The following is a 20,094-nucleotide window of genomic DNA, read 5'->3' on the forward strand; positions in this document are numbered from 1 at the left end:
TACGTGAAAATGGGCCTATAGTGTCTGTATGAAATCACGACGGGCAATGAGAAGGATTATTCATGCCTCATATTACTGCTTTTATACAGCGGGTGGTTGATGCCCGAGACCCTGATATCGCGAGTCATCAAAGTCGGTTGAGGTCCTATGCAGAGGGTTTTGCAAAGCACCTGTCCCTGAATAGGGATGATACCTACACACTGGCCTACGGCGCTGAAATTCATGATATCGGCAAGCTTTCGATCAGCGAATCGATTTTACACAAACCTTCTCGCTTGACTCATGCCGAATACCTGCTTATCCAGCAACATACCCGGCTTGGAGCAGAGCTTATCCAGCCACTGTCACTTGATGACCAGATTGTAGCGATCGTTTTGCATCATCATGAAAATTTTGATGGCAGTGGATACCCGGCCAGGCTATCGGGTGAAAAAATCCCTCTACTGGCCAGAATCGTCCGAATTATCGACTCATACGATGCCATCACTGAAGACCGGCCTTACCATAAGGGAGCACAACCTGCGGACGCAATTGCCATGATGCATTCGGATGCTCATTGGTATGACCCTGACCTGCTGAGAGAGTTTACGGCGTTCATATCGACTACGTAGAGCGGAAGCGAATCATACGCCAAACCAAATCATGTTGCTCTCAGGCTCACCTTTACCTGCAGCCCCCCGAGTTCTGAAGCGGCAAAAACCAGCTCTCCATCGTAGCTTTCTGCCACCGCGCGACAGATAGACAGACCCAAACCGCTGCCGTTGGCCTGTTCATCCAGACGCACACCACGTTCAGACAACCGCAGCAAATCGGCATCATTCACACCCTTACCATCATCTTCGACCAGTATTGACCACAGGTGGATATTATCCTTATCGGACTGTATGTGAAGTTGTACACGCCGACAGGCATGACGCCAGGCGTTATCCAACAGGTTGCCGAGCAGCTCCAGCATGTCATCACGATCAAAAGGGATCGCCCCGGGCGGCAATTCGGATTTAAAATCGATATCATCTCGGCCGATACGCTGAAGCAGGCGCACCAAATGCGTCACTTCATCTTTTGGCACAAATTGCCTTCCCGGCCCCGGCGCACCGGCAATCCGAGCCCGACGCAGCTCCCGATCAATACGTTGATGCAGCTGCCGATACAGTCGCAGCAACTGTGCACTCTGTTCAGGGTCAGGATGCTGCCGTGCAAGCCACTGCAACTCTTGTAACGGATGCTTGAGTTCATGTGCAAGATTGCCCAGCGCCATCCGCGAGCGACTTGTTTGCTCACCTGAACGGCGCAACAGTTGGGTGATGGTTTCCACCAGGGGCACCACTTCTTGAGGTATCTCAGCCGGAAACTCAACCTCGGCACCAGCCTGCTGTCGCGCGAGGCTCTGGCGCAAAGGCTCAAGACGGGCAAATCCCGAACGCAGCACACGCCTTTGCAGGATCAGCAACAATGGCAGACTCAACAGCAACAGCAGCAGAAGCCCTGCTTCAAATTGACGCTGTTCCTGCTGCAGGTCCGCAATATCTTCAGCTATCCAGAGCGAAAAGCCCTGCCCCTGTTTACTGAACCCCTGTTCTCTGATCAACCACTGCTGATCACCGACCCCGGGCTTGAGCTCACTGTGGCTGTCACCCACTGGCATCATTCGAGTTGAGGTTTCCAAATCCCAAAGAGAGCGTGAGCGCAAGGTCATTGTGTCACTTGCAAGTACATAATAGTGCCCCGAGTGGACCCGCTGATACACTTGCGGCAATGTCGTCTCATTCAACTGCCAGCGGCCATCGGTCCCACGCTCCAATGCCGCAATGAGGCTCTCGGCATCATGCTCCAGGCGACTGAGGACAAAATTCTGGGTCAAATGGCTGACACTGATGTGTACCAACATCAGCAGTCCGCTCATGACCAACAACAGCACCAGCAGAAGCTGCCGCCGAATCCGCCACTCAAGCGAGCTACTCGTGGCCACCTGATTTCGACTCATGAGCCGCTCTCAGGCTGACTCGGCATCACATAACCCTGACCACGCCGGGTCAGGATGCAGCGTTTGCCAAAACGCTGACGCAAACGGTTGATATAGACCTCAATCACGTTGCTGTCACGCAGATCTTCCTCTTCGTAGACATGCTCGCTCAGCTCGTTCTTGGACAGCACCCTGTCAGCGTTAAGCATCATGTAACGCAGCAGGCGGAACTCTCGACCGGTCAACGGATGCTCCAGCCCCTTCTGATCACGTACCAGCTGAAGATCATTGTCCAGCTCCAGCCCCGCCACTTGCAGACGACTGCTGGCATGACCGTGATGACGGCGGACCAGCGCCTCAAGACGCGCCAATAACTCTTCGGTGTGGAAAGGTTTGCCCAAGTAATCATCTGCACCGGCCTTGAGCCCATCCACGCGTTCATGCCAGGCGTCACGTGCCGTCAGTACCAGTACCGGCATATCCAGACCTGCGCTGCGCCAGTTTGTGAGCACTTCAAGGCCCGGCCTGCGAGGCAGGCCCAAATCCAGAATAACGGCATCAAAATTTTCCTCCCGCCCAAGAAACTCACCATCCTCGCCATCATGAGCGGTTTCAACGGCAAAACCTGCCTGCTGCAGCCGAGGCTTGAGCTCCGCCGCAAGTCGAACATCATCTTCAACCAGAAGAATTCGCATGCTCAGTCCTCGATCTCTTCCTTGATAACAGCGCCACTGGAAGCATCCAGGTAAAACTCACGTACCACACCATCCTTATCCAGCACCTCAATTTCATAGACCAGGCGCCCATCCTCCTCTTCGAGCTCTACATCAAGAAGATGTCCATTCAATCGTTCTGGATGCAGTAACATCAACTCAGACAAGGGCCGGATCTGTCCGGACAACATCAGGCGACGCGCTTCATTTTGATCAAGATCACGACCGGCCAGGGCTACAGGTGACAGCACTATTGTCAGCCCCATCATGTATGGCAGCAGAATGGCAAACAGGCCTTTCATTGTGTCACCTCCAGCAATTTGTTGAGACCTTATCAACTCACGTCAGCCTCACCCGGTACACGTTTACGTCCCGTGATCATCGATTTAACCAGGCTCTCGCGGTGACGAACACTGGCCAGAACAACACCGGCCACATGCAACCCCGCAAGCATAAGCATCAGATTGGCCAGCAACTCATGGCTCTCTTCGACCCACTCTTCACCCCACAACAGACCCGTGTAAAGCCAACCGGTGAGTGTCAATAGCCCCATGCCCAGCAGCAGGGCCACAACCATGATACCACCTGCCGGATTATGTCCCAGGTAACGCGCCTCGCGCCCCTTCAACATATCCGACAGATATCCTGCAACAACTTTTGGATCACGCACAAACTGCCGGAACCTGGCATAACGGGGGCCGAAAAGCCCCCATATCAACCGGAAAGCGATCAATGCCGCAGCTGTATAGCCTGCTATTTCATGCAGGTCCTGCCATTCATCCGCACTGGCCCAGGCCACTGCAAAGCAGAGCACCAGTGACCAGTGAAACACCCGCACCAGAAGATCCCAGACCTTTACAGTGGCATTCATTATGAGTTCCTCAGTCGTCCAGTTCCATTTTGACCATATCGAAGGTCTTGGGATCGAAGTAAGCCTCTACACGACGCTGCTTCTCGTCATAGCCATAGATTTCATAGCAGCCGTCATCGATCTTGAACTTTTTGATCTCCCATCCCTTCGCTTCAATGGCAGCACGAAAGGCCTCCTCAGTTTGCCATTCATCCTGTGGCACATCACATTTGTCACCAGCCATGGCCACACCGGAGACGGCAGCGGTGGAAAGGATCAGGCTCGCAATCAGCTTTTTCATCAGGTTTCTCCTGTCTGTGTTGGTTTACAGGAGTCACTTTACTCGGGCTGGCTGAAACCAAACTTAAAGCATCGACTTTTTTCTACGGGACTTCTTAAGGCTGCTTTAATAAGCTCTGTGCATAGTCAGCAGTGATACAGAATCACGAGCAGATCCGGGAGATCAGGGTGCAAAATCATCATCACGACAGCCACAAGGATTCACAGACGGAAGAAAAACGCGCTCGATTACCCCTCTCTGCACGTTTTCTGTTGTTTGCCATCAGTATTCTGGTCTTGAACGGTTATCTCTTGTCACACAAGACTGACAAAGTCATCGAGCAGGCGTTTTTGGCCCAGGCCGACCAGAAAATACATCTGCTGCTGGATCAGATTCGACGCAATGTTGAACAGGAGCGGATCGCACTGACCGACGCTGCACTGGCCGCCGAGGTGGATTATCTAAACCGCCATAGCGACTTTGGGTGGCAGCTGCATATTCAGGATCTCTACGCCTTTGATGCCAACGGCGACATTATTGCTCACAGCCAGGCCCAGCGGGGCCAAAAGGCACTTCAACCAGGCTCCACTTATTATCGGGTCATTCATGACCGGCAGCCATCACTTGGAGAATCCCGAGAACACCGCACAGACAGCGGCTTCATTAAGGCGGATTATCTATTGCCGATGACCCTGCCTGGTGGCGCCATTGCGGGCATTGAGGCCGAGGTCGATATTACCGGCCTGAAAAAAGCGATCAGCAGTTTCGATGGCCCTTTCGAGCAATCCATGTGGAATACCATTTTGATCAGCAGTCTGCTGATGCTGCTGTTCCTCGGCGGTTTGATCCATTTTCGGCTCACGGGTCCGATACAGCGACTTCATCGCTGCGTACAGGCACTTTCCCGTGGAGAGCTGGACAGCCGTGTCAGCGTGACGACCCGTGACGAGATGGGACAGCTGGCATCCGGCGTCAACCACCTGGCCGAGAGTATTCAGGAATTACTGCGCGAGCAGGAAAGAACCTACATGGCGACGCTAAGTGCACTGGCCCAGGCACTGGAAGCCAAGGACCCCTATACCGCCGCTCACTCAGGCCGCGTCTCACGTTATGCCGTCAAACTGGGCCAGCAGCTGGGTCTGGAGACCGACCAATTGGCCCTGCTGAAGAAGGGAGCCCTGATGCACGATCTGGGCAAGATCGGCATTCATGACACCATTCTCAACAAACCCTCTGCTCTCACCGATGCCGAATACCAGGAGATGAAAAAACACCCGGTGATGACCGCTGCCATCATGAAGCCGCTGAAACGCTTCAGCGCCTTTGCCGAGATTGCTGCCTGGCACCATGAGCGCTGGGACGGGACCGGCTACCCCGATGGACTCAAGGGCGACGAGATTCCACTGCTGGCACGCATCGTCGCAATTGCCGACACCTGGGACGCCATGACCGGTGACCGCATCTATCGCCCCGGAATGCCCGTCACGAAAGCCTTGAATATTCTCGAGTCCGAGCAGGATCAAGGGCAGTTTGATCCTGAGCTGATACGGGTGTTCATTGCCATGATTCGTCAGGAACAGCCTGAGGATGCCCCTTCGGCAGCCGAATACTCGTCTCGACCAAACACCTCTGTGTGACACGAGCGAGGCTTTCACGTCCTCTTCACTCTGAGGCAGGCATCATGCCAGTCTCCTCTACAGTGGCGGTTGTTACAGCATGAATTCCAGCCTTCCAGGCCGCACAGGCCTCATATGCTCAGCCCTTGCGGCGCTGGCATGCGCCATGGTGGCGACCCTGATCATCCACCGTTTTCAGCTTGACCTGACACTGGCCCAATGGATTTATGCGCTGGAAGGTCATGAATGGACCCTGAAGGAGCACTGGCTGTTCAGTGAGTTACTCCATCAACGCGGTCGGCAGCTCAGCATTGCCTTGCTTCTGCTTTGCCTCATCCTGTTGTTGGCCAGTGGCATTCATCCACGGCTGCGACCTTACCGAAGAGTTTTGGCCTATCTGGTCATTTCGCCACTGATTGCCAGCGGAGTGATTCTGCTGGGCAAACGCTCCCTTGGCGTTGAATGTCCCTGGAGCCTGCAACCTTTTGGAGGCGATGTACCTTACTCACCCTTGCTGCAGCAGCTTTTCAATCACGGTAGCGGAAGCTGCTTTCCCGCCGGACACGCCAGTGCCGGGTATGCCTGGCTTGCGCTCTATTTTGCGGCGGCAACTGTCCAGCCACGGTGGCGATATGCCGCACTTGCCCTGGCACTGGGGCTCGGCCTGCTGTTCGGGACCACTCAGCAGCTGCGAGGCGCACATTTTCTGTCACACGATATCTGGAGTTTTACACTGTGTTGGTCGATCAACGCCCTGCTGGCGGCGCTGATGCTGGCACCCAGGCGCGATTGCAGCCTTCACCCCGACAGCTCTATGATGCAATTAAAATCAGTAAGCGAGCGTCTGCCCAATGTCTCAGATTTCCGTTCTACTAGCCGATGACGATCCTGGCATTCTTGAGGCAATCGCCGACTTTTTAAGCTGGCGCGGCATCAGTGTTGACTGTGCCCGTACCGGCGAGCAAGCACTCGAACTGTCCAGGCAACAACATCATGACGTACTGGTGCTGGATGTCATGATGCCCGGCATCAGTGGTTTTGCGCTCTGTCAGCAGCTGCGTCAGCTGGGTGTCACCACCCCGATTCTGCTGCTGACAGCTCTCGATCAAGTGAGTGACAAGGTCACCGGTTTTTCCGCCGGTGCCGACGACTACCTGGTCAAGCCCTTTGCCATGGACGAGCTGGTTTGTCGCATTGAAGCCTTGAGCCGACGCGTATCACGTCAACAACTGCGCCTGCTGCATTTCGGTCCACTGGAACTGGATGTGGAACAGCAACAGGCACGGCGCGATGATGTACCGCTGCAGCTGACCCCTCAGGGCTTTACTCTGCTGCGCCACCTGATCGCACATGCTCCCCGCGTCGTCAGCCGTCGCGAGCTTGAGCAGGCCATCTGGGGAGACGAGCCCCCGGACAGTGATGCGCTGCGGTCACTGCTGTATCAGTTGAGAACCCAACTCGACAAGCCGTTCGACTCCGCAATGCTGCACACCCGCAGGGGAAGCGGTGTGTATCTACAACTTCCAGATGCCCCCAACACCACAGAAACGCCATGAAATTCACAACTCGCATCATTCTGATTACCGGACTCTCCACTCTGCTCTTGACCAGCCTGTACTGGCTGGCGGGCTGGCACCTGGTCGAAAGTATTGAGGATGCCAACCGGGCAGCCATTCTCGAATACATGGCCAGTCAGCCAGAACTCCAGCAAACGAGTATTGAGCAATTGCTGGACGAGCCCAATTCATCCGAATTGATGGAACGAGCGCTCGTAATTGGAGGAATTCTACTGTTTTCGCTTGGAGCCATGGGCATCACTCTACTGCTGGTCTGGCAACAGACACGCCCCGTGCGGGAGTTGATGCAGGCAATTGAAGCGGTTGATCCTTCTTCGCCACAGATGACGCCCCTGCCCCGCAAGGATGAACTGGGTGAAATGAGTCAGCGCTTTGCCCAGCTGTTACGGCGCATTGATGGCTTTATTCAGCGGGAACAGAACTTTACCCGCTTTGCCAGTCACGAACTGCGCTCCCCCCTGACCGTGATACATGGCTCGCTGGATCTGTTGCAGGAGATGTCGAGAGATCACACCAATCCCGCCGAGAAACGGGCGTATCAGCGGATCGCCCAAGCCGTCAATCGAATGGAGCAGTTGACCGACTCCTTCCTTTGGCTGTCCCGTGAACAGCCTTCAGAGCATTGCAAAGTCGACAGCCACATGCTGCAGCAGCTGATCAACCAAAGTGACCATTCGGGACTTGAGCTGCAGCTGCAGATTGGACCAGTACTGGACTGGTCCATTCACCCCTTCATATTGTCAGTCATACTCGACAACCTGTTGGGCAATGCGCGCCGCCATGGTACAGGGGTACTGACACTTGAGGCAGTTATTCACTCACTGATCCTGACCAACCCAGTAGCAACTGCAGGCCCAGAAAACAAGCAACAGGGCTTTGGCTACGGCCTGCCCATCATTGCTCAACTATGTGACAAGGCCGGAGCACATTTTTGTTACCACCAGGATGCTCGGCAGTTCCAGGCCCGGATCGAGTTTCAGCCATCAGCCTTCCGGGCCGACTGATTGTGTACTGTCGCGAGACTCCACTGCCCATTACGACAAGGCGCAAACAGATCCAGCTCTGGCTGGTAGACTGATGTACTGACCTGCATCAGCCCCAACAGAGAGTGAGCCAGGAAGTCATGGCTGAGTGGTTTGTCGCTGTTTGCCTTGAGGCACTGCCAGTCAACACCATGCTCCTGCTGGAACCCGGCTGACAGCCAAGTGATCAGAGGCACCTGCTTTTGCTCTTCTGGCGCCAGCAGCCAAGGCATACCATGCAAGTAGAGGTTATTCTCCCCCAACGACTCGCCATGATCCGAGACATAGAGCATGGCGGCGTTAAGCTGCTCTTGCCGCTGCAACAGCTCGATCACCCGTGCCAAAAGATGGTCGGTATAGCGAATGGTATTGTCATAGGCGTTGACGATATCGGTCTGAACACAGGTCTGCAGCTCGCTGCTTTGGCAGACCGGTGTGAAGTACCGATAGTTCTCAGGGACACGTTCAAAATAAGCCGGCCCATGACTGCCCTTTTGATGCAGTACGATCACCGCAGGCCCCTTAAGCCCCTCCAGCTGCTGCTGCAACCCGAACAATAACTGATCATCGAAGCATTCCTCTTCCGTACAGTCGTGCCCCGGATTGAGCTGCTCCGCCTCGATCACCGGAATGCGTGCACACACACCCTTGCAGCCGGAGTTGTTTTCACGCCAACGTACAGAAACACCTGCATGCTGCAAAATATCCAGCACATTGCTCTGATAGGCCACCTGCTCATCGTCATATCGTTCTCGCTGCTGCAGCGAGAACATACAGGGCACCGACACAGCTGTACTGGTACCGCAGGATTCCACATCCGTAAAGCTCACCACCGGCAGGCGCTCCAGCTCGGGCGTGGTATTTCGCGCATAGCCGTTGAGGCCAAAGTTCATGCTGCGTGCCGTCTCACCCAATACCACAATCAGCACATCAGGCTTTTGCGCTTTCGCGGATACAGTCTGAAACCCGGCTGATTCAAGTCGAGCGTCCAGCCCCAGCGGCTGAAAGGCACGCTTGGAGGCATCATAGGCTCCACTGAGGTACCGCCCGGTGTAGTACAGGTAGCTGGACGGCAGCGCCAGATTGCGGATCTCACGGTGATTGCGAAACAGCGAGGAATAGTCCTTATACAGCAGTGCTGCATTCAGCCCGATCAGGAGCAGGCAGCTGAGCAGACTGATGGTTTGCCCCACCAGAATCCGCTTAACCGGCTGGGGCTTGATCCTGATCCACAGCAGCAATAGGGACGGCAACACGCCTTTCAACAACAAGTTAAGCAACATGGCACCGGTGACCAGATCCCTCACTTCTGCCGGGTCGGTCTCGAACAGATTTTGCACCATGGTCTTGTCAATCACGATGCCATAACTGTCCATGAAATAACCGACCTGCGCCGTGCTCAGAAGCAGAAACACCGCCACCGGCTTAATCAGTCGTGGCCAGCACAACAAGCCCAGAAACAGCTGAATCACCGCCAGCAGAAACAGTAAAAAAGCTGCGGCAAAAAACCACTTGTGTACGGCATCAGCATACTGAAGCGATAGAATCAGGCGCCAGAGCGATCCGTTATAGAACAACCCCAACAACAGTGCCACCAGCCAGCCCAGCTGAACGGCGCTCAGCCGGGGACGAGGCAGGTAAGACAGTTTTGAAAACAGGCGAACAAGCATGGATATGTCCTGAAGATTTATCAGACCTGTAGCATGCTCTGTACTGTGTGAGGCTAACGTGAAAACAGGCTCGAATCAGGCCCCAACATCCGTATTGGTGTTCAGTAACTCCAGCTCCCCTCTTGTCTGCTCCTTCAGTTGGTGCAGGCATTGCTCCAGCGGCTCTGCTTCGCCCTGCAGAGTGGCCAACACCTGTTGCTGATACTCTACCTCAAGTGCCAGCCCGGCCTGCTCGGCCAAACGGCGCACCAGTGCTTCATGCGCATGCTCAAACCGGATCTGCGCCTGCGCCTGAGGCTTGACCTCGACATATTCGACCTGCTGCAGCGGCTCGCTGATCGCCTGGCTGTAGGCGCGTACCAAACCACCTGCACCCAACTTGATACCACCAAAGTAACGCACCACCGTGGCCAGTACGTAATCCAGCCCTTTGTGCTGCAGTACATTCAATATCGGGCGGGCCGCCGTGCCCGAAGGCTCGCCGTCATCGGACTGACGCACCTGCCCGGCCACCAGCATCGCATAGCAGATATGCCGCGCTTCCGGGTGCTGCCGCCAAAGCTCGGCCACCCGTTCAAGTCCGGCCGCATGGGAGTGGATCGGCTCAATACAGCCGATAAAGCGTGACTTCTTGATCTCGATCTCGCTGTGTACCGGTTCGGCCAGGGTTTTGTAACAGGTCATGAGCAACGCAGGTCCTCGATTGTTAGGTCCACGCGGGATGATAGTACATCGCACGGTCTTCTGTCCGGTCGCGGGCAGCGCCCCGCCTGCGTTGCTGGTACACTTCGCAGGCCCGAACTGCCAAGGATTATGACCATGCCCGACCTCTCTCAGCTGCCGATCGACTCACTGCTGCCAGAGATCGTTGCCACCCTTGAGCAACAGAACGAACTGATTCTTGAAGCCGAACCCGGTGCGGGCAAAACCACACGCGTGCCACTGGCACTGCTGGACCAGCCCTGGCTGGCAGGACAGAAAATCATCCTGTTGGAACCACGACGACTTGCGGCCAAGGCTGCAGCCCAACGACTGGCACAGCAACTGGGTGAGCCGGTCGGCAAGCGTGTTGGCTATCGTGTTCGGCTCGAAACACGCACCAGTGAGGCCACCCGCCTGGAAGTGGTCACCGGCGGGGTGCTGGTGCGCATGCTGCAGGAAAATCCGGGGCTTGAAGGCATAGGGTTGTTGATTCTGGATGAGTTTCACGAGCGCAGCCTGGATGCCGACCTCAGTCTGGCACTGGCACTGCAGGGGCGGGAGCTGCTGCGCGAAGGGCCTCCACTCAAACTGCTGCTGATGTCGGCAACCCTCGAGCACTCGACATTGTCTGCACGGCTCGACGGCGCACCTGTGGTGCAATCCAGTGGCCGCAGCCATCCGGTGGAGATCATCTGGTCCGCCCGCAGTCGCAGCGACGAGCCGATCGAGCCTCGCATCGCAAAACTGGTGGCACAGGCACTGCAGCAGCACGCCGGCAGCCTGCTGGTGTTTCTGCCGGGACTGGCCGAAATTCGCCGCACTCAGGCACTGCTGGAACCGCTGCTGGAACAGTATCCCGAGCTGCTGCTGACCCCGTTGCATGGTGAGCTGCCGCTGGATCAGCAGCAACAGGCGATACTGTCACCACCCCGGGGCCAGCGCAAAGTGGTACTGGCCACCGCCATCGCGGAAACCAGCCTGACCATTGAGGGCATAGAAGCGGTCATCGACTCCGGGCTGAGTCGACAGGCGCGTTTTGATCCCGCCAGTGGCATGACGCGTCTGTTCACCACCCGCGTGTCGATGGCAAGCGCCACTCAGCGTGCAGGCAGGGCTGGACGCCTGGGGCCAGGCACCTGCTATCGGCTTTGGTCCGAAGCCCAACACAGTGAGCTTGAACCCCAGACACGCCCGGAAATTCTTCAGGCCGATCTGGCCCCGCTGGCACTGCAACTGCTGCGCTGGGGTGTGAACGATCCAACCGAGCTGGTCTGGCTGGAGCCACCACCTGTGGCCACCTTCAGTCAGGCGATACAACTGCTGATGCAGCTGGAGGCGATTGAAGCCCCTGCCCCCAACCAGTTTCGCCTGACCCGCAGAGGCGAGCGCATGGCCGAGCTACCGACTCACCCCCGTCTTGCCCACATGTTGCTATGCGGTGCGGAAAACGGCCTGCTGCCATTGGCGGCAGACCTTGCGGTACTGCTGACCGAGCGAGACCCGCTGAATACTCAGTCCGCCGACCTGCGCCAGCGGCTTGACTGGTTGCAGAACGCAGGCCGCGAGCCACAACGGCGGCGACTGCAGCAGCTTGCAAGCCAGCTGCGCAACAGCTGCCTTGACATCGCCTCGCAGCCCGTCAGCGCACCGGATCAGCCTCACTGGATCGGCTATCTGATTGTCTGCGCCTACCCGGACCGGATCGCGCGGCAGCGGGAACCCGGCTCCTCACAATACCGTCTAAGCCAGGGGCGCGGGGTTACGCTGGCCGAACAGGACCCGTTGCGCAAACATGAATGGCTCGCGATCGCCACACTCAGCAGCCACAATGGACGCGCTTCGGACAGAATCAGACTGGCCAGTGCCCTGGCCCCCTCGCTGTTCGAAAGTCAGCTAAAGGATCTCAAACGAACTGAAGAGGTCGTCGAGTGGGACAGCCGACAGGACAGGTTTGTGGCTGAACGGCAGGTGTGCATCGGCAATCTGGTGTTGAGCCGAACACAGCTGCAGGAAGTAACGGCGGAGCACAGGTGCAGAGCCATTGTGTCGCTGCTGCAGCGTGAAGGGTTGCTGCGGCTGAGCTTCACACCTGAAGTCGAGCAGTTCAGGGCACGAGTGGCGTTTGCCGCCAGCCAGGATAGTGATGCCCAGTGGCCCGACCTGTCCGATGCAGGGCTGCTACAGACGCTGGAGCAATGGCTGTCGCCCTGGCTGGATACTGTTACTCGACAGGACGATCTGACTCGGCTCGATCTGCTGTCGATTTTTCGCAGCCGGCTGGACTGGCCACAACAGCAGTTGCTGGATCAGCTCGCCCCCGAACGGATATCCGTTCCTTCAGGCTCCAGCTATCGAATCGACTACAGCCAGTCGCCCCCGGTACTGGCGGTAAAATTGCAGGAGATGTTTGGCTGCCTTGATACTCCCCGTGTAGGCCACGGGATTCCCCTCACGCTGCACCTGCTGTCGCCGGCACAACGACCGCTACAGGTGACATCCGATCTGGCCGCATTCTGGGCTGGAAGTTACCGGGAGGTGAAGAAGGAGATGAAGGGACGCTATCCAAAACACCCCTGGCCGGATGACCCTGCCAACGCAGCGCCGACTCGATACACCAAACGACGTCAGCCGTCTTGAAATAGGGAAGGAAGGAAAGGAAAGGAAAGGTGCCGGCAGCAAAGCTACCGGCAGAGGGGGTCAGCTGCGAACGATGGACACGTCTTCAGCTTGCAGGCCTTTGTCGCTTTCACGCACGCTGAAGCGAACTTTCTGACCTTCGTTCAGAGAGCGGTGACCACGGCCACGGATGTTGCGGAAATGAACAAACACATCATCACCATTTTCACGCGTGATGAAACCGAACCCCTTGGACACGTTGAACCATTTAACGCTGCCGATTTCACGACCGTCGTTCTCGTCACCTTCGTCATCATCCTGCTCTGAAGCATCGGAAAACGGACGAGCTGTCCGCGCCGTAGCGGCAGAACCCGCAGGTTGCCAGGCACTGGCCAGGGTTACAAGCAGAACCACAACAGCAATGATTGCCAAAACCGGCAAGGTGAACCCTATTTCAACTCCCGCAACGCGCTGCAGCAGAAAAGGAATAATAAACGCAGCCAGAACACTGGCCAACACACTCTTGATTAACTGATTACCACTCATTGATCTTCTCTGTTTATTAGCTGAATGTTTATACAATATAAGATGCGCAGATTTAGGAAGACGCGCATTGAAGCTCGTCAGATATACTCTATTCGTCATTTTTTTTCAATGGCTTAAGCCTGACAGGCTTTCTGACAGAGGGACCTATGAACTATCCTATGGACCCCGTCCAAACAGCAAGGAGGTCATTATGGCCGACAACGATACCCTGGCAGAGCTGGAATCACGCATCGCTTTTCAGGAAGACGCCATCGACAAGCTGAGTGAAGTCGTGGCGCGGCAGGAAATGGATCTGGAAAAACTGACACGAATGGTCAAGATTCTGCACGGCCAGCTACGTGAACTCGGCGGCAGTGAAGAAGCGCCCGCAGCCGATGTACCGCCGCCCCATTACTGAGAACTCTGGGCTCCACCCAACGCTCGCAGGGCATAGATGTCATAGCGGCTGGACTTGCCTTCCAGCGAGTAGGAAGGCTTTTGACCCGTGATGGCAGGCGCCTTTCGGGCGCGTTTGACCACCACCCGACAGCGCGCAGCCTCTAGCGCCGCCGCCAGCAACTCGGCATCATCGGTATCCTGGCCGACCAACTCTCTGAAAGCCAGCATCTCCTTCTTGACCTGAGCCTTCTTGTCCGTATGCGGGAACATGGGATCAAGGTAGACCAGGTCTGGCTGTTGCTGCTCAGGACACTTCTGCAGCCAGATACGCCCGTCAGCCCGCTCCAGCGTCATCCGCTTCAGCGTTTCGGCCAGCTCAGGCACACTGATGGCCTGTTCCAGCCCGGCTGCCAGAAGTGCATGCACAACCGATGAGCGTTCCAGCATGTGTACCTGACAGCCCAGCGTCGCCAGCACAAAGGCATCTCGCCCAAGGCCTGCAGTCGCATCAACAATGGTTGGGCGTATGCCTGACTTGATACCGCAGGCCCTGGCGATCAGCTGGCCCGTACCGCCGCCAAACTGACGCCGATGCGCAACCGCACCGGACACGAAATCGGCCCTGACAGGTCCCGGGCGTTTTGGCCCGGTCGCGTAAAGCGCCAGCCCCTGCAAGTCAAACAACAGCACCTGCTGCCAAGGCTCGGCAGAGGCCAGATCAGGAGACGCAACACAGGGAAGACCAAGCTCAAGCGCCAATGTTTCTGCTTTTGCCCTGCCGTCCTCATACTGCCAACCTACGGCCAGATTCACACCAGCCCCCCGGGGCCTGCCAACCAGACCAGCAAAAGCACGACCCCCAACGCCAGCCGATACCAGACAAACGGCATCATACCAACACGATCCAGCCATTTGAGGAACAGGTGGATACAGGCCAGCGCGCTGAGTCCGGCAACCAGTGTACCGACACCAATCTGCAGCCAGTGAGCACCACTGCCCTGCTCAGAAAGCCGCGCAACCTGCAGCACTCCGGCACCAAATATGATCGGGATTGACAACAAGAATGAAAACCGCGCAGCACTCTGACGCTCGAACCCCAGCATTAAAGCCGCCGTAATGGTGATTCCTGAACGCGAGGTACCGGGTATCAGGGCCAATGCCTGCGCCATACCAATCATGACAGCATCGCGTCGCGTCAGCTCACGAATTCCGCGACATTCCTGCCGGCGACTGTCAGCCCAGCCCAACAAAACGCCAAAAATCAGCGTAGCAGCCGCTATCACCAGTATCGAGCGACCATACTGTTCGATCAGGCCTGCAAACATGAGCCCGCTGAACATCGCGGGCAGAGTCGCCAGCACCACCAACCAGGCCAGCTTGCCTTCGGCATCGCACGGCCCACCCAAAGAACGCCCCCAGGCCATGGCCATACCGCTGACCTCTCGACGGAAATAATAGACAACCGCCAGCAGAGTGCCGACATGAACGCCGACATCAAACGCCAGCCCCTGATCCTCCCACCCCAGCAACTGGGAAGGCAGAATCAGATGCGCCGAACTGGAGATGGGCAGAAACTCCGTCAGCCCCTGAATCACGGCCAGGCAAAAGGTATGCAGCCAGTCGCTGAAGTTCACTGCTGATCCTTTTTCTTCCAGGCAACCTGATCGCGCAGATAAACTGGGCGCGCATCATCCGGCGCCATCGCAGCTCCCTGCCTGAATACTCGCTGAGCCAGCTGTGCCATCGCCGAGGCCTGCGGGTAGACCTCCGCTTTGATCTCACGAACCTGACGCACCAGCTCTGCCGGCATCCGCTCACGATAACACCAGCCACTGCCCAACCCGACAAAAGACCGGACAGGGCTTTCCGGCGGCAGGTGGATCTGTGCCGGGGCACATACCTGTTCCTCGACCAGTGCAACCGGCTCACCGTCCTGCCACTGCCATGCACACCAGTAGACCTCGTCCATGCGAGCGTCCAACACCGTCAACTGCGAGCAGCTGTCTTCACCTTCTGCCCAAGCGATCGCCTTCAGGGTTGAAACCGGCACCACCGGCAGATCTGCTGCCAGCGCCAACCCCTGAGCGGCTCCGGTCGCAATGCGAATGCCGGCGAAAGAGCCGGGGCCACGGCCAAAGGCGATGGCATCCAGACTGTTCAAAGCCACACCGGCTTCAGCCAGCAGCTCTTCAACCATCGGCAACAACAGATGGGTATGGCGGCGCGGCTCGATGACAAAGCGATCAGTCAACTGATCACCCAGCAGCAGCGCCGCTGAACAGGCATCGGTAGAGGTATCCAGGGCCAGTATCTTGGACATAGTCTTCTCGGTCGGTCAAAAACGGGGCTATTGTAATCAGCTGGAGTGAACAAATCACCCGCCCTGAATCAGCGCCTCACCCCAGCGTGGCAACAGTGCTTGTTCGAGCCCAAGTTGCGACAGGATACGCGCCACTACAAAGTCCACCATATCTTCGACACTTTGTGGGCGATGATAGAATCCGGGGCTGGCCGGAATGATGACACTCCCCATGCGAGTCAGCTTGAGCATATGCTCCAGATGGATCTCGGAATAAGGTGCCTCGCGGGGTACCAGTATCAGCTGCCTGCGCTCTTTCAATGCCACATCTGCCGCACGCTCGATCAGGTTATTGCTGGCGCCACAGGCGATGGCCGACAGGGTACCGGTACTGCAGGGACACACAACCATGGCAGAAGGCGCACCCGAACCGGACGCCACCGGAGCCATCCATTGTTCGCGCCCGAACACACACAGCTGACCTGCCATGCCGCCGTACTGCTCAGTCAGAAAGTGTTCCATTGCATCGGGCGATCCTGGGAGTTTGAGGTCGGTCTCGGTTGCGATCACAACCTGGGCTGCTTTCGACACCATTAACAGCACTTGCTGGTTCTGCGCCAACAGGCACTGCAGAAGACGCAACCCATACTGAACACCGGATGCGCCGGTAATGGCCAGCGTCACACGCCCAGCAAAACCACTGTCAGAGGACATGAATCGACTCCCGCTGCTCCAGCGCCTTCAGCAACTTCTGGTGAATACCGCCAAAGCCGCCATTACTCATGATCACGACCTGCGCACCGCGCGGCAATTCGCTTGCCAGACGGTTAACAAGCGGACATATTTCCGTTTCCAGCCGTGCCGGGACAGGGCTCTGTGCCACCACTTCATCCAGCGACCAGTCCAGCCCTTCCGGCTGATACCAGTACACCTGATCCGCCATGGCGGTTGCTTCGGCAAGCTGTGCCTTGTGGGCACCCAGCCTCATGGTGTTGGAGCGCGGTTCAATCACGGCCACCACTGCCTGGCGTTTGCCCACACGGGCACGCAGCCCCTCCAGCGTGGTCTGAATTGCACTGGGGTGGTGCGCAAAGTCGTCATACACGGTGATCCCGGCCACTTCGCCCAACCGCTCCATTCGCCGCTTGACACCGCCGAACCGGCTCAGCGCTTCAATCGCATGCTCTGGCTGAACGCCAACATGACGTGCCGCCACCAGTGCATTAATCGCATTGCTCACGTTGTGCAGGCCGGTCAGTGACCAGCACACTTCGCCCAGACTCTCGCCCTGGTGCTGAACGGAAAAGTGACTGCCATCTTCGCTCAGAAGCTGAGCCGACCAGCTGGCACGACGATCAAAGCCAGTCAGTACTCGCTCACTCCAGCACCCCATGTCGATTACATCATCAAGCGCTGCCGAATCTGCCGGCATGATAACCTGTCCGGTGGCGGGCAAGATCCGCATCAAGTGATGGAACTGGCGCTGAATCGCCGCCAGATCAGGAAAGATATCCGCGTGGTCGAACTCAAGGTTATTCAGAATCAGGGTGCGGGGGTGATAGTGCACAAACTTCGAACGCTTATCGAAAAAGGCAGTGTCGTATTCGTCCGCTTCAATCACAAAGAAAGGGGTTTCTCCGATACGGGCAGAAGTTTCAAAGTTGAGCGGCACGCCGCCTATCAGAAAACCGGGCGACATGCCCGCCTGTTCAAGAATCCAGGCCAACATGGTAGCGGTCGTGGTTTTACCATGGGTACCGGCTACCGCCAGCACCCAGCGGTCGGCCAAAAGATTGTCGTGTAGCCACTGAGGACCCGAGGTGTAGCGCAAATTATGCTCCAGCACATGCTCAACACAGGGGTTGCCGCGACTCATGGCGTTGCCGATGACCACCATATCGGGGGCCGGCTCCAGTTGCACCGGATCGTAACCCTGGATCAGCTCAATTCCCTGCTGCTCCAGCTGCGTGCTCATGGGTGGATAGACATTCGCATCCGAGCCGGTGACCCGGTGCCCCAGCTGTTTGGCCAGTATCGCCAGCGACCCCATGAAGGTACCGCAAATTCCGAGAATATGGATGTGCACCCGGATGCTCCTTTTCTTGTTCTGAATGCATCGCATCATATCAGCTTGGCGCTACGAAAACCGCACCGGAAACGATCTGTTCTTATGCAAAATCCATCAGGATAGCGTACAATTCAGCGCGTCTTTCCCATCGGATCAAACAAAGGCCGAATTCACAGATGCAGCTGCTCAGCAACTACCTGAAACACCACGACACCGACCTCGAACTCGTTGAACTGATCGACACACTGATGATCGCCTGCAAGGAGATCGCACTGCAACTGCGAGAGGGCGCTCTGGCCGGTATTCTCGGCACCACCAATGACACCAACGTTCAGGGTGAAACCCAGAAGAAGCTGGATGTCATTTCCAACGACGTGCTGAAAAAGGTGCTGCTCGACAATCCTCTTGTCCGCGGCCTCGCGTCTGAAGAGGAAGACGACCCTGTCTTCGGCAACCCAAATGGTCGCTTCCTGGTGACTTTCGACCCTCTGGACGGCTCTTCCAACATCGACATCAATGTTTCCGTGGGCACCATCTTTTCCATCCTTGAAGCCCCTGAAGGCGCCACGGATGATAATGTGGACATGTTCCTGCAGGCAGGTCGCAAACAGGTGGCTTCCGGCTATGTACTGTACGGTCCTTCAGCGGTTCTGGCACTGACCACCGGGCATGGCGTCAACATGTTTACCCTTGCTCACACCGGTGATTTCCTGCTGACTCGTGAAAACGTCAAGATCCCCGAAGAAACCAAAGAGTTCGCCATTAACATGTCGAACCACCGCTTCTGGGAACCTTCGATGCGCAACTATGTTGACGACCTGCTCAAGGGTGCCGAAGGCCCCCGTGGCAAGAACTACAACATGCGCTGGATCGCCTCCATGGTGGCCGAGGTGCATCGTGTCCTGACCCGTGGCGGTATTTTCACGTACCCTTGGGATTCACGCGAACCCGCCAAGCCCGGCAAGCTGCGCCTTATGTACGAAGGCAATCCGATGAGCCTGCTGATCGAGCAGGCCGGTGGCATCTCCAGCACATGTTACAGCGACATACTGGATATTCAGCCTGACCACATCCATCAGCGCGTATCTGTGGCGCTGGGTTCACGCGAAGAAGTCGAGACGCTGCTGCAGTACCACTGCGACTGCTGAACAGGCGTTTCACCTGTAAGTCGTATTCCGGCGGGCTGCTGGGCAGTTTATACTGCGGCCCGCTATACGTTCTGTCCTTGTAATCGATAACAGGAAAACAGCTCATGAGCTTCGAGAAAGTCCCTGCCGGCAAAGATCTGCCGAATGACATCTACGTGATCATCGAAATCCCGGCGGAAAGCTCCCCGGTTAAATACGAGATCGACAAAGACGCTGATGCGATCTTCGTTGACCGTTTCATGGCTGCCCCGATGTTCTATCCGGCCAACTACGGCTACATCAACAACACTCTGGCAGACGATGGCGATCCCCTGGACGTATTGGTGCTGACCCCACACCCGGTAATGACCGGTTCTGTCATTCGCTGCCGTCCGGTCGGTATCCTGAACATGACCGACGAAGCCGGCGGTGATGCCAAACTGGTTGCCGTTCCGCACGAGAAACTGAGCCAGGCGTACAACGATATTCATGATGTTGACGATATTCCTCAGCTGACCCGTGACCAGATCGCCCACTTCTTCGAGAACTACAAAACCCTCGAAAAGGGCAAGTGGGTCAAGGTTGAAGGCTGGGCCAACGCCGACGCCGCGCGCGCCGAGATCGTGAAGTCTGCTGCTGCATACGAAGCCGCCAAGTAAGACTTGCC

General features: G+C 56.7%; 22 protein-coding genes. 9 read left to right on the top strand and 13 right to left on the bottom strand.

The window, feature by feature from the left end; genetic code table 11:
• Nucleotides 1–62 precede the first annotated feature (62 nt).
• Nucleotides 63–611: an HD-GYP domain-containing protein gene (locus tag ACAM29_RS09460; RefSeq protein WP_369623969.1), complete on the top strand. Its 549-nt coding sequence runs from the start codon at nt 63–65 to the stop codon at nt 609–611.
• Nucleotides 612–640: 29 nt separating this feature from the next.
• On the opposite strand, the gene ACAM29_RS09465 is transcribed toward ACAM29_RS09460, so the two are convergent.
• Genes ACAM29_RS09465 through ACAM29_RS09485 form a run of 5 tightly spaced genes read right to left on the bottom strand, consistent with a single transcriptional unit; the run spans nt 641 to nt 3,827 of the window.
• Nucleotides 641–1,984, bottom strand: a complete 1,344-nt coding sequence (locus ACAM29_RS09465; protein ID WP_369623970.1) for a sensor histidine kinase — start codon at nt 1,982–1,984, stop codon at nt 641–643.
• Complete coding sequence (locus tag ACAM29_RS09470) at nt 1,981–2,658, bottom strand: response regulator transcription factor (RefSeq protein ID WP_206840406.1); 678 nt, start codon at nt 2,656–2,658, stop codon at nt 1,981–1,983. The genes ACAM29_RS09465 and ACAM29_RS09470 overlap by 4 nt, the downstream gene beginning before the upstream one ends.
• A 2-nt stretch (nt 2,659–2,660) precedes the next feature.
• Nucleotides 2,661–2,978 (bottom strand): PepSY domain-containing protein, encoded by a 318-nt coding sequence (locus ACAM29_RS09475; RefSeq protein WP_242530124.1) that lies wholly within the window; start codon nt 2,976–2,978, stop codon nt 2,661–2,663.
• A gap of 32 nt (nt 2,979–3,010) precedes the next feature.
• Complete coding sequence (locus tag ACAM29_RS09480) at nt 3,011–3,547, bottom strand: cytochrome b/b6 domain-containing protein (protein ID WP_369623971.1); 537 nt, start codon at nt 3,545–3,547, stop codon at nt 3,011–3,013.
• 10 nt (nt 3,548–3,557) lie between these two features.
• Entirely contained in the window at nt 3,558–3,827 is a 270-nt protein-coding gene (locus tag ACAM29_RS09485) for a PepSY domain-containing protein (RefSeq protein ID WP_091825405.1), read from the bottom strand.
• Nucleotides 3,828–3,994: 167 nt separating this feature from the next.
• On the opposite strand from ACAM29_RS09485, the gene ACAM29_RS09490 reads away from it, so the two are divergent.
• From ACAM29_RS09490 to ACAM29_RS09505, 4 genes are all read left to right on the top strand, one after another.
• Complete coding sequence (locus ACAM29_RS09490; RefSeq protein WP_369623972.1) at nt 3,995–5,443, top strand: HD domain-containing phosphohydrolase; 1,449 nt, start codon at nt 3,995–3,997, stop codon at nt 5,441–5,443.
• Between the two features lie 79 nt (nt 5,444–5,522).
• Complete coding sequence (locus ACAM29_RS09495; protein ID WP_369623973.1) at nt 5,523–6,305, top strand: phosphatase PAP2 family protein; 783 nt, start codon at nt 5,523–5,525, stop codon at nt 6,303–6,305.
• Complete coding sequence (locus ACAM29_RS09500) at nt 6,274–6,978, top strand: response regulator transcription factor (RefSeq protein WP_206840398.1); 705 nt, start codon at nt 6,274–6,276, stop codon at nt 6,976–6,978. Before ACAM29_RS09495 ends, ACAM29_RS09500 begins: the two co-directional genes overlap by 32 nt.
• Nucleotides 6,975–8,003, top strand: coding sequence for a histidine kinase dimerization/phospho-acceptor domain-containing protein (locus ACAM29_RS09505; RefSeq protein ID WP_369623974.1), 1,029 nt, complete (start codon nt 6,975–6,977; stop codon nt 8,001–8,003). The genes ACAM29_RS09500 and ACAM29_RS09505 overlap by 4 nt, the downstream gene beginning before the upstream one ends.
• Here the strand turns inward: ACAM29_RS09505 and ACAM29_RS09510 are convergent.
• Together ACAM29_RS09510 and ACAM29_RS09515 are read right to left on the bottom strand one after the other, a co-directional pair.
• Nucleotides 7,976–9,691, bottom strand: coding sequence for a phosphoethanolamine transferase (locus ACAM29_RS09510; protein WP_369623975.1), 1,716 nt, complete (start codon nt 9,689–9,691; stop codon nt 7,976–7,978). The two genes, ACAM29_RS09505 and ACAM29_RS09510, sit on opposite strands and share 28 nt — an antisense overlap.
• 75 nt (nt 9,692–9,766) lie before the next feature.
• The gene (locus ACAM29_RS09515; protein WP_206840391.1) at nt 9,767–10,375 is read right to left on the bottom strand and encodes a YigZ family protein; all 609 of its coding nucleotides are present in this window, start codon (nt 10,373–10,375) and stop codon (nt 9,767–9,769) included.
• A gap of 135 nt (nt 10,376–10,510) precedes the next feature.
• Here ACAM29_RS09515 and hrpB point away from each other — a divergent pair, with 135 nt between their 5' ends.
• On the top strand, nt 10,511–13,030 hold the full coding sequence (hrpB, locus tag ACAM29_RS09520) for an ATP-dependent helicase HrpB (RefSeq protein WP_369623976.1): 2,520 nt from the start codon (nt 10,511–10,513) through the stop codon (nt 13,028–13,030).
• Nucleotides 13,031–13,090: 60 nt separating this feature from the next.
• On the opposite strand, the gene ACAM29_RS09525 is transcribed toward hrpB, so the two are convergent.
• Complete coding sequence (locus ACAM29_RS09525; RefSeq protein ID WP_206840388.1) at nt 13,091–13,555, bottom strand: cold-shock protein; 465 nt, start codon at nt 13,553–13,555, stop codon at nt 13,091–13,093.
• Between the two features lie 190 nt (nt 13,556–13,745).
• On the opposite strand from ACAM29_RS09525, the gene ACAM29_RS09530 reads away from it, so the two are divergent.
• Entirely contained in the window at nt 13,746–13,952 is a 207-nt protein-coding gene (locus ACAM29_RS09530) for a SlyX family protein (protein WP_091825386.1), read from the top strand.
• Here ACAM29_RS09530 and ACAM29_RS09535 read toward each other — a convergent pair.
• Genes ACAM29_RS09535 through mpl form a run of 5 tightly spaced genes read right to left on the bottom strand, consistent with a single transcriptional unit; the run spans nt 13,946 to nt 18,318 of the window.
• Nucleotides 13,946–14,746, bottom strand: a complete 801-nt coding sequence (locus ACAM29_RS09535; protein WP_369623977.1) for a class I SAM-dependent methyltransferase — start codon at nt 14,744–14,746, stop codon at nt 13,946–13,948. The two genes, ACAM29_RS09530 and ACAM29_RS09535, sit on opposite strands and share 7 nt — an antisense overlap.
• A complete protein-coding gene (locus ACAM29_RS09540) occupies nt 14,743–15,567 on the bottom strand; it encodes an undecaprenyl-diphosphate phosphatase (RefSeq protein WP_206840383.1) in 825 nt (274 codons plus the stop codon). Before ACAM29_RS09540 ends, ACAM29_RS09535 begins: the two co-directional genes overlap by 4 nt.
• The gene (tsaB, locus tag ACAM29_RS09545) at nt 15,564–16,253 is read right to left on the bottom strand and encodes a tRNA (adenosine(37)-N6)-threonylcarbamoyltransferase complex dimerization subunit type 1 TsaB (RefSeq protein ID WP_369623978.1); all 690 of its coding nucleotides are present in this window, start codon (nt 16,251–16,253) and stop codon (nt 15,564–15,566) included. The genes ACAM29_RS09540 and tsaB overlap by 4 nt, the downstream gene beginning before the upstream one ends.
• Before the next feature lie 54 nt (nt 16,254–16,307).
• Nucleotides 16,308–16,946, bottom strand: coding sequence for a flavin prenyltransferase UbiX (locus tag ACAM29_RS09550; protein ID WP_369623979.1), 639 nt, complete (start codon nt 16,944–16,946; stop codon nt 16,308–16,310).
• Nucleotides 16,936–18,318, bottom strand: coding sequence for a UDP-N-acetylmuramate:L-alanyl-gamma-D-glutamyl-meso-diaminopimelate ligase (mpl, locus tag ACAM29_RS09555; RefSeq protein ID WP_091825372.1), 1,383 nt, complete (start codon nt 18,316–18,318; stop codon nt 16,936–16,938). The genes ACAM29_RS09550 and mpl overlap by 11 nt, the downstream gene beginning before the upstream one ends.
• Before the next feature lie 158 nt (nt 18,319–18,476).
• Between mpl and ACAM29_RS09560 the strand changes: the two genes are divergently transcribed.
• On the top strand, nt 18,477–19,448 hold the full coding sequence (locus ACAM29_RS09560) for a class 1 fructose-bisphosphatase (protein WP_091825369.1): 972 nt from the start codon (nt 18,477–18,479) through the stop codon (nt 19,446–19,448).
• 104 nt (nt 19,449–19,552) lie between these two features.
• A complete protein-coding gene (ppa, locus tag ACAM29_RS09565; protein ID WP_091825366.1) occupies nt 19,553–20,086 on the top strand; it encodes an inorganic diphosphatase in 534 nt (177 codons plus the stop codon).
• Nucleotides 20,087–20,094: the final 8 nt, after the last annotated feature.

Source organism: Marinobacterium sp. BA1 (genome assembly GCF_041155135.1).
Taxonomy (GTDB): Bacteria; Pseudomonadota; Gammaproteobacteria; order Pseudomonadales; family Balneatricaceae; genus Marinobacterium; species Marinobacterium iners.

What these genes read in the sequence shown, in the direction of transcription:
- ACAM29_RS09460 (WP_369623969.1), top strand. Translation starts at nt 63, where the DNA reads ATGCCTCATATTACTGCTTTTATACAGCGGGTGGTTGATGCCCGAGAC.
- ACAM29_RS09465 (WP_369623970.1), bottom strand. Translation starts at nt 1,984, where the DNA reads ATGAGTCGAAATCAGGTGGCCACGAGTAGCTCGCTTGAGTGGCGGATT.
- ACAM29_RS09470 (WP_206840406.1), bottom strand. Translation starts at nt 2,658, where the DNA reads ATGCGAATTCTTCTGGTTGAAGATGATGTTCGACTTGCGGCGGAGCTC.
- ACAM29_RS09475 (WP_242530124.1), bottom strand. Translation starts at nt 2,978, where the DNA reads ATGAAAGGCCTGTTTGCCATTCTGCTGCCATACATGATGGGGCTGACA.
- ACAM29_RS09480 (WP_369623971.1), bottom strand. Translation starts at nt 3,547, where the DNA reads ATGAATGCCACTGTAAAGGTCTGGGATCTTCTGGTGCGGGTGTTTCAC.
- ACAM29_RS09485 (WP_091825405.1), bottom strand. Translation starts at nt 3,827, where the DNA reads ATGAAAAAGCTGATTGCGAGCCTGATCCTTTCCACCGCTGCCGTCTCC.
- ACAM29_RS09495 (WP_369623973.1), top strand. Translation starts at nt 5,523, where the DNA reads ATGAATTCCAGCCTTCCAGGCCGCACAGGCCTCATATGCTCAGCCCTT.
- ACAM29_RS09500 (WP_206840398.1), top strand. Translation starts at nt 6,274, where the DNA reads ATGTCTCAGATTTCCGTTCTACTAGCCGATGACGATCCTGGCATTCTT.
- ACAM29_RS09505 (WP_369623974.1), top strand. Translation starts at nt 6,975, where the DNA reads ATGAAATTCACAACTCGCATCATTCTGATTACCGGACTCTCCACTCTG.
- ACAM29_RS09510 (WP_369623975.1), bottom strand. Translation starts at nt 9,691, where the DNA reads ATGCTTGTTCGCCTGTTTTCAAAACTGTCTTACCTGCCTCGTCCCCGG.
- ACAM29_RS09515 (WP_206840391.1), bottom strand. Translation starts at nt 10,375, where the DNA reads ATGACCTGTTACAAAACCCTGGCCGAACCGGTACACAGCGAGATCGAG.
- hrpB (WP_369623976.1), top strand. Translation starts at nt 10,511, where the DNA reads ATGCCCGACCTCTCTCAGCTGCCGATCGACTCACTGCTGCCAGAGATC.
- ACAM29_RS09525 (WP_206840388.1), bottom strand. Translation starts at nt 13,555, where the DNA reads ATGAGTGGTAATCAGTTAATCAAGAGTGTGTTGGCCAGTGTTCTGGCT.
- ACAM29_RS09530 (WP_091825386.1), top strand. Translation starts at nt 13,746, where the DNA reads ATGGCCGACAACGATACCCTGGCAGAGCTGGAATCACGCATCGCTTTT.
- tsaB (WP_369623978.1), bottom strand. Translation starts at nt 16,253, where the DNA reads ATGTCCAAGATACTGGCCCTGGATACCTCTACCGATGCCTGTTCAGCG.
- ACAM29_RS09550 (WP_369623979.1), bottom strand. Translation starts at nt 16,946, where the DNA reads ATGTCCTCTGACAGTGGTTTTGCTGGGCGTGTGACGCTGGCCATTACC.
- ACAM29_RS09560 (WP_091825369.1), top strand. Translation starts at nt 18,477, where the DNA reads ATGCAGCTGCTCAGCAACTACCTGAAACACCACGACACCGACCTCGAA.
- ppa (WP_091825366.1), top strand. Translation starts at nt 19,553, where the DNA reads ATGAGCTTCGAGAAAGTCCCTGCCGGCAAAGATCTGCCGAATGACATC.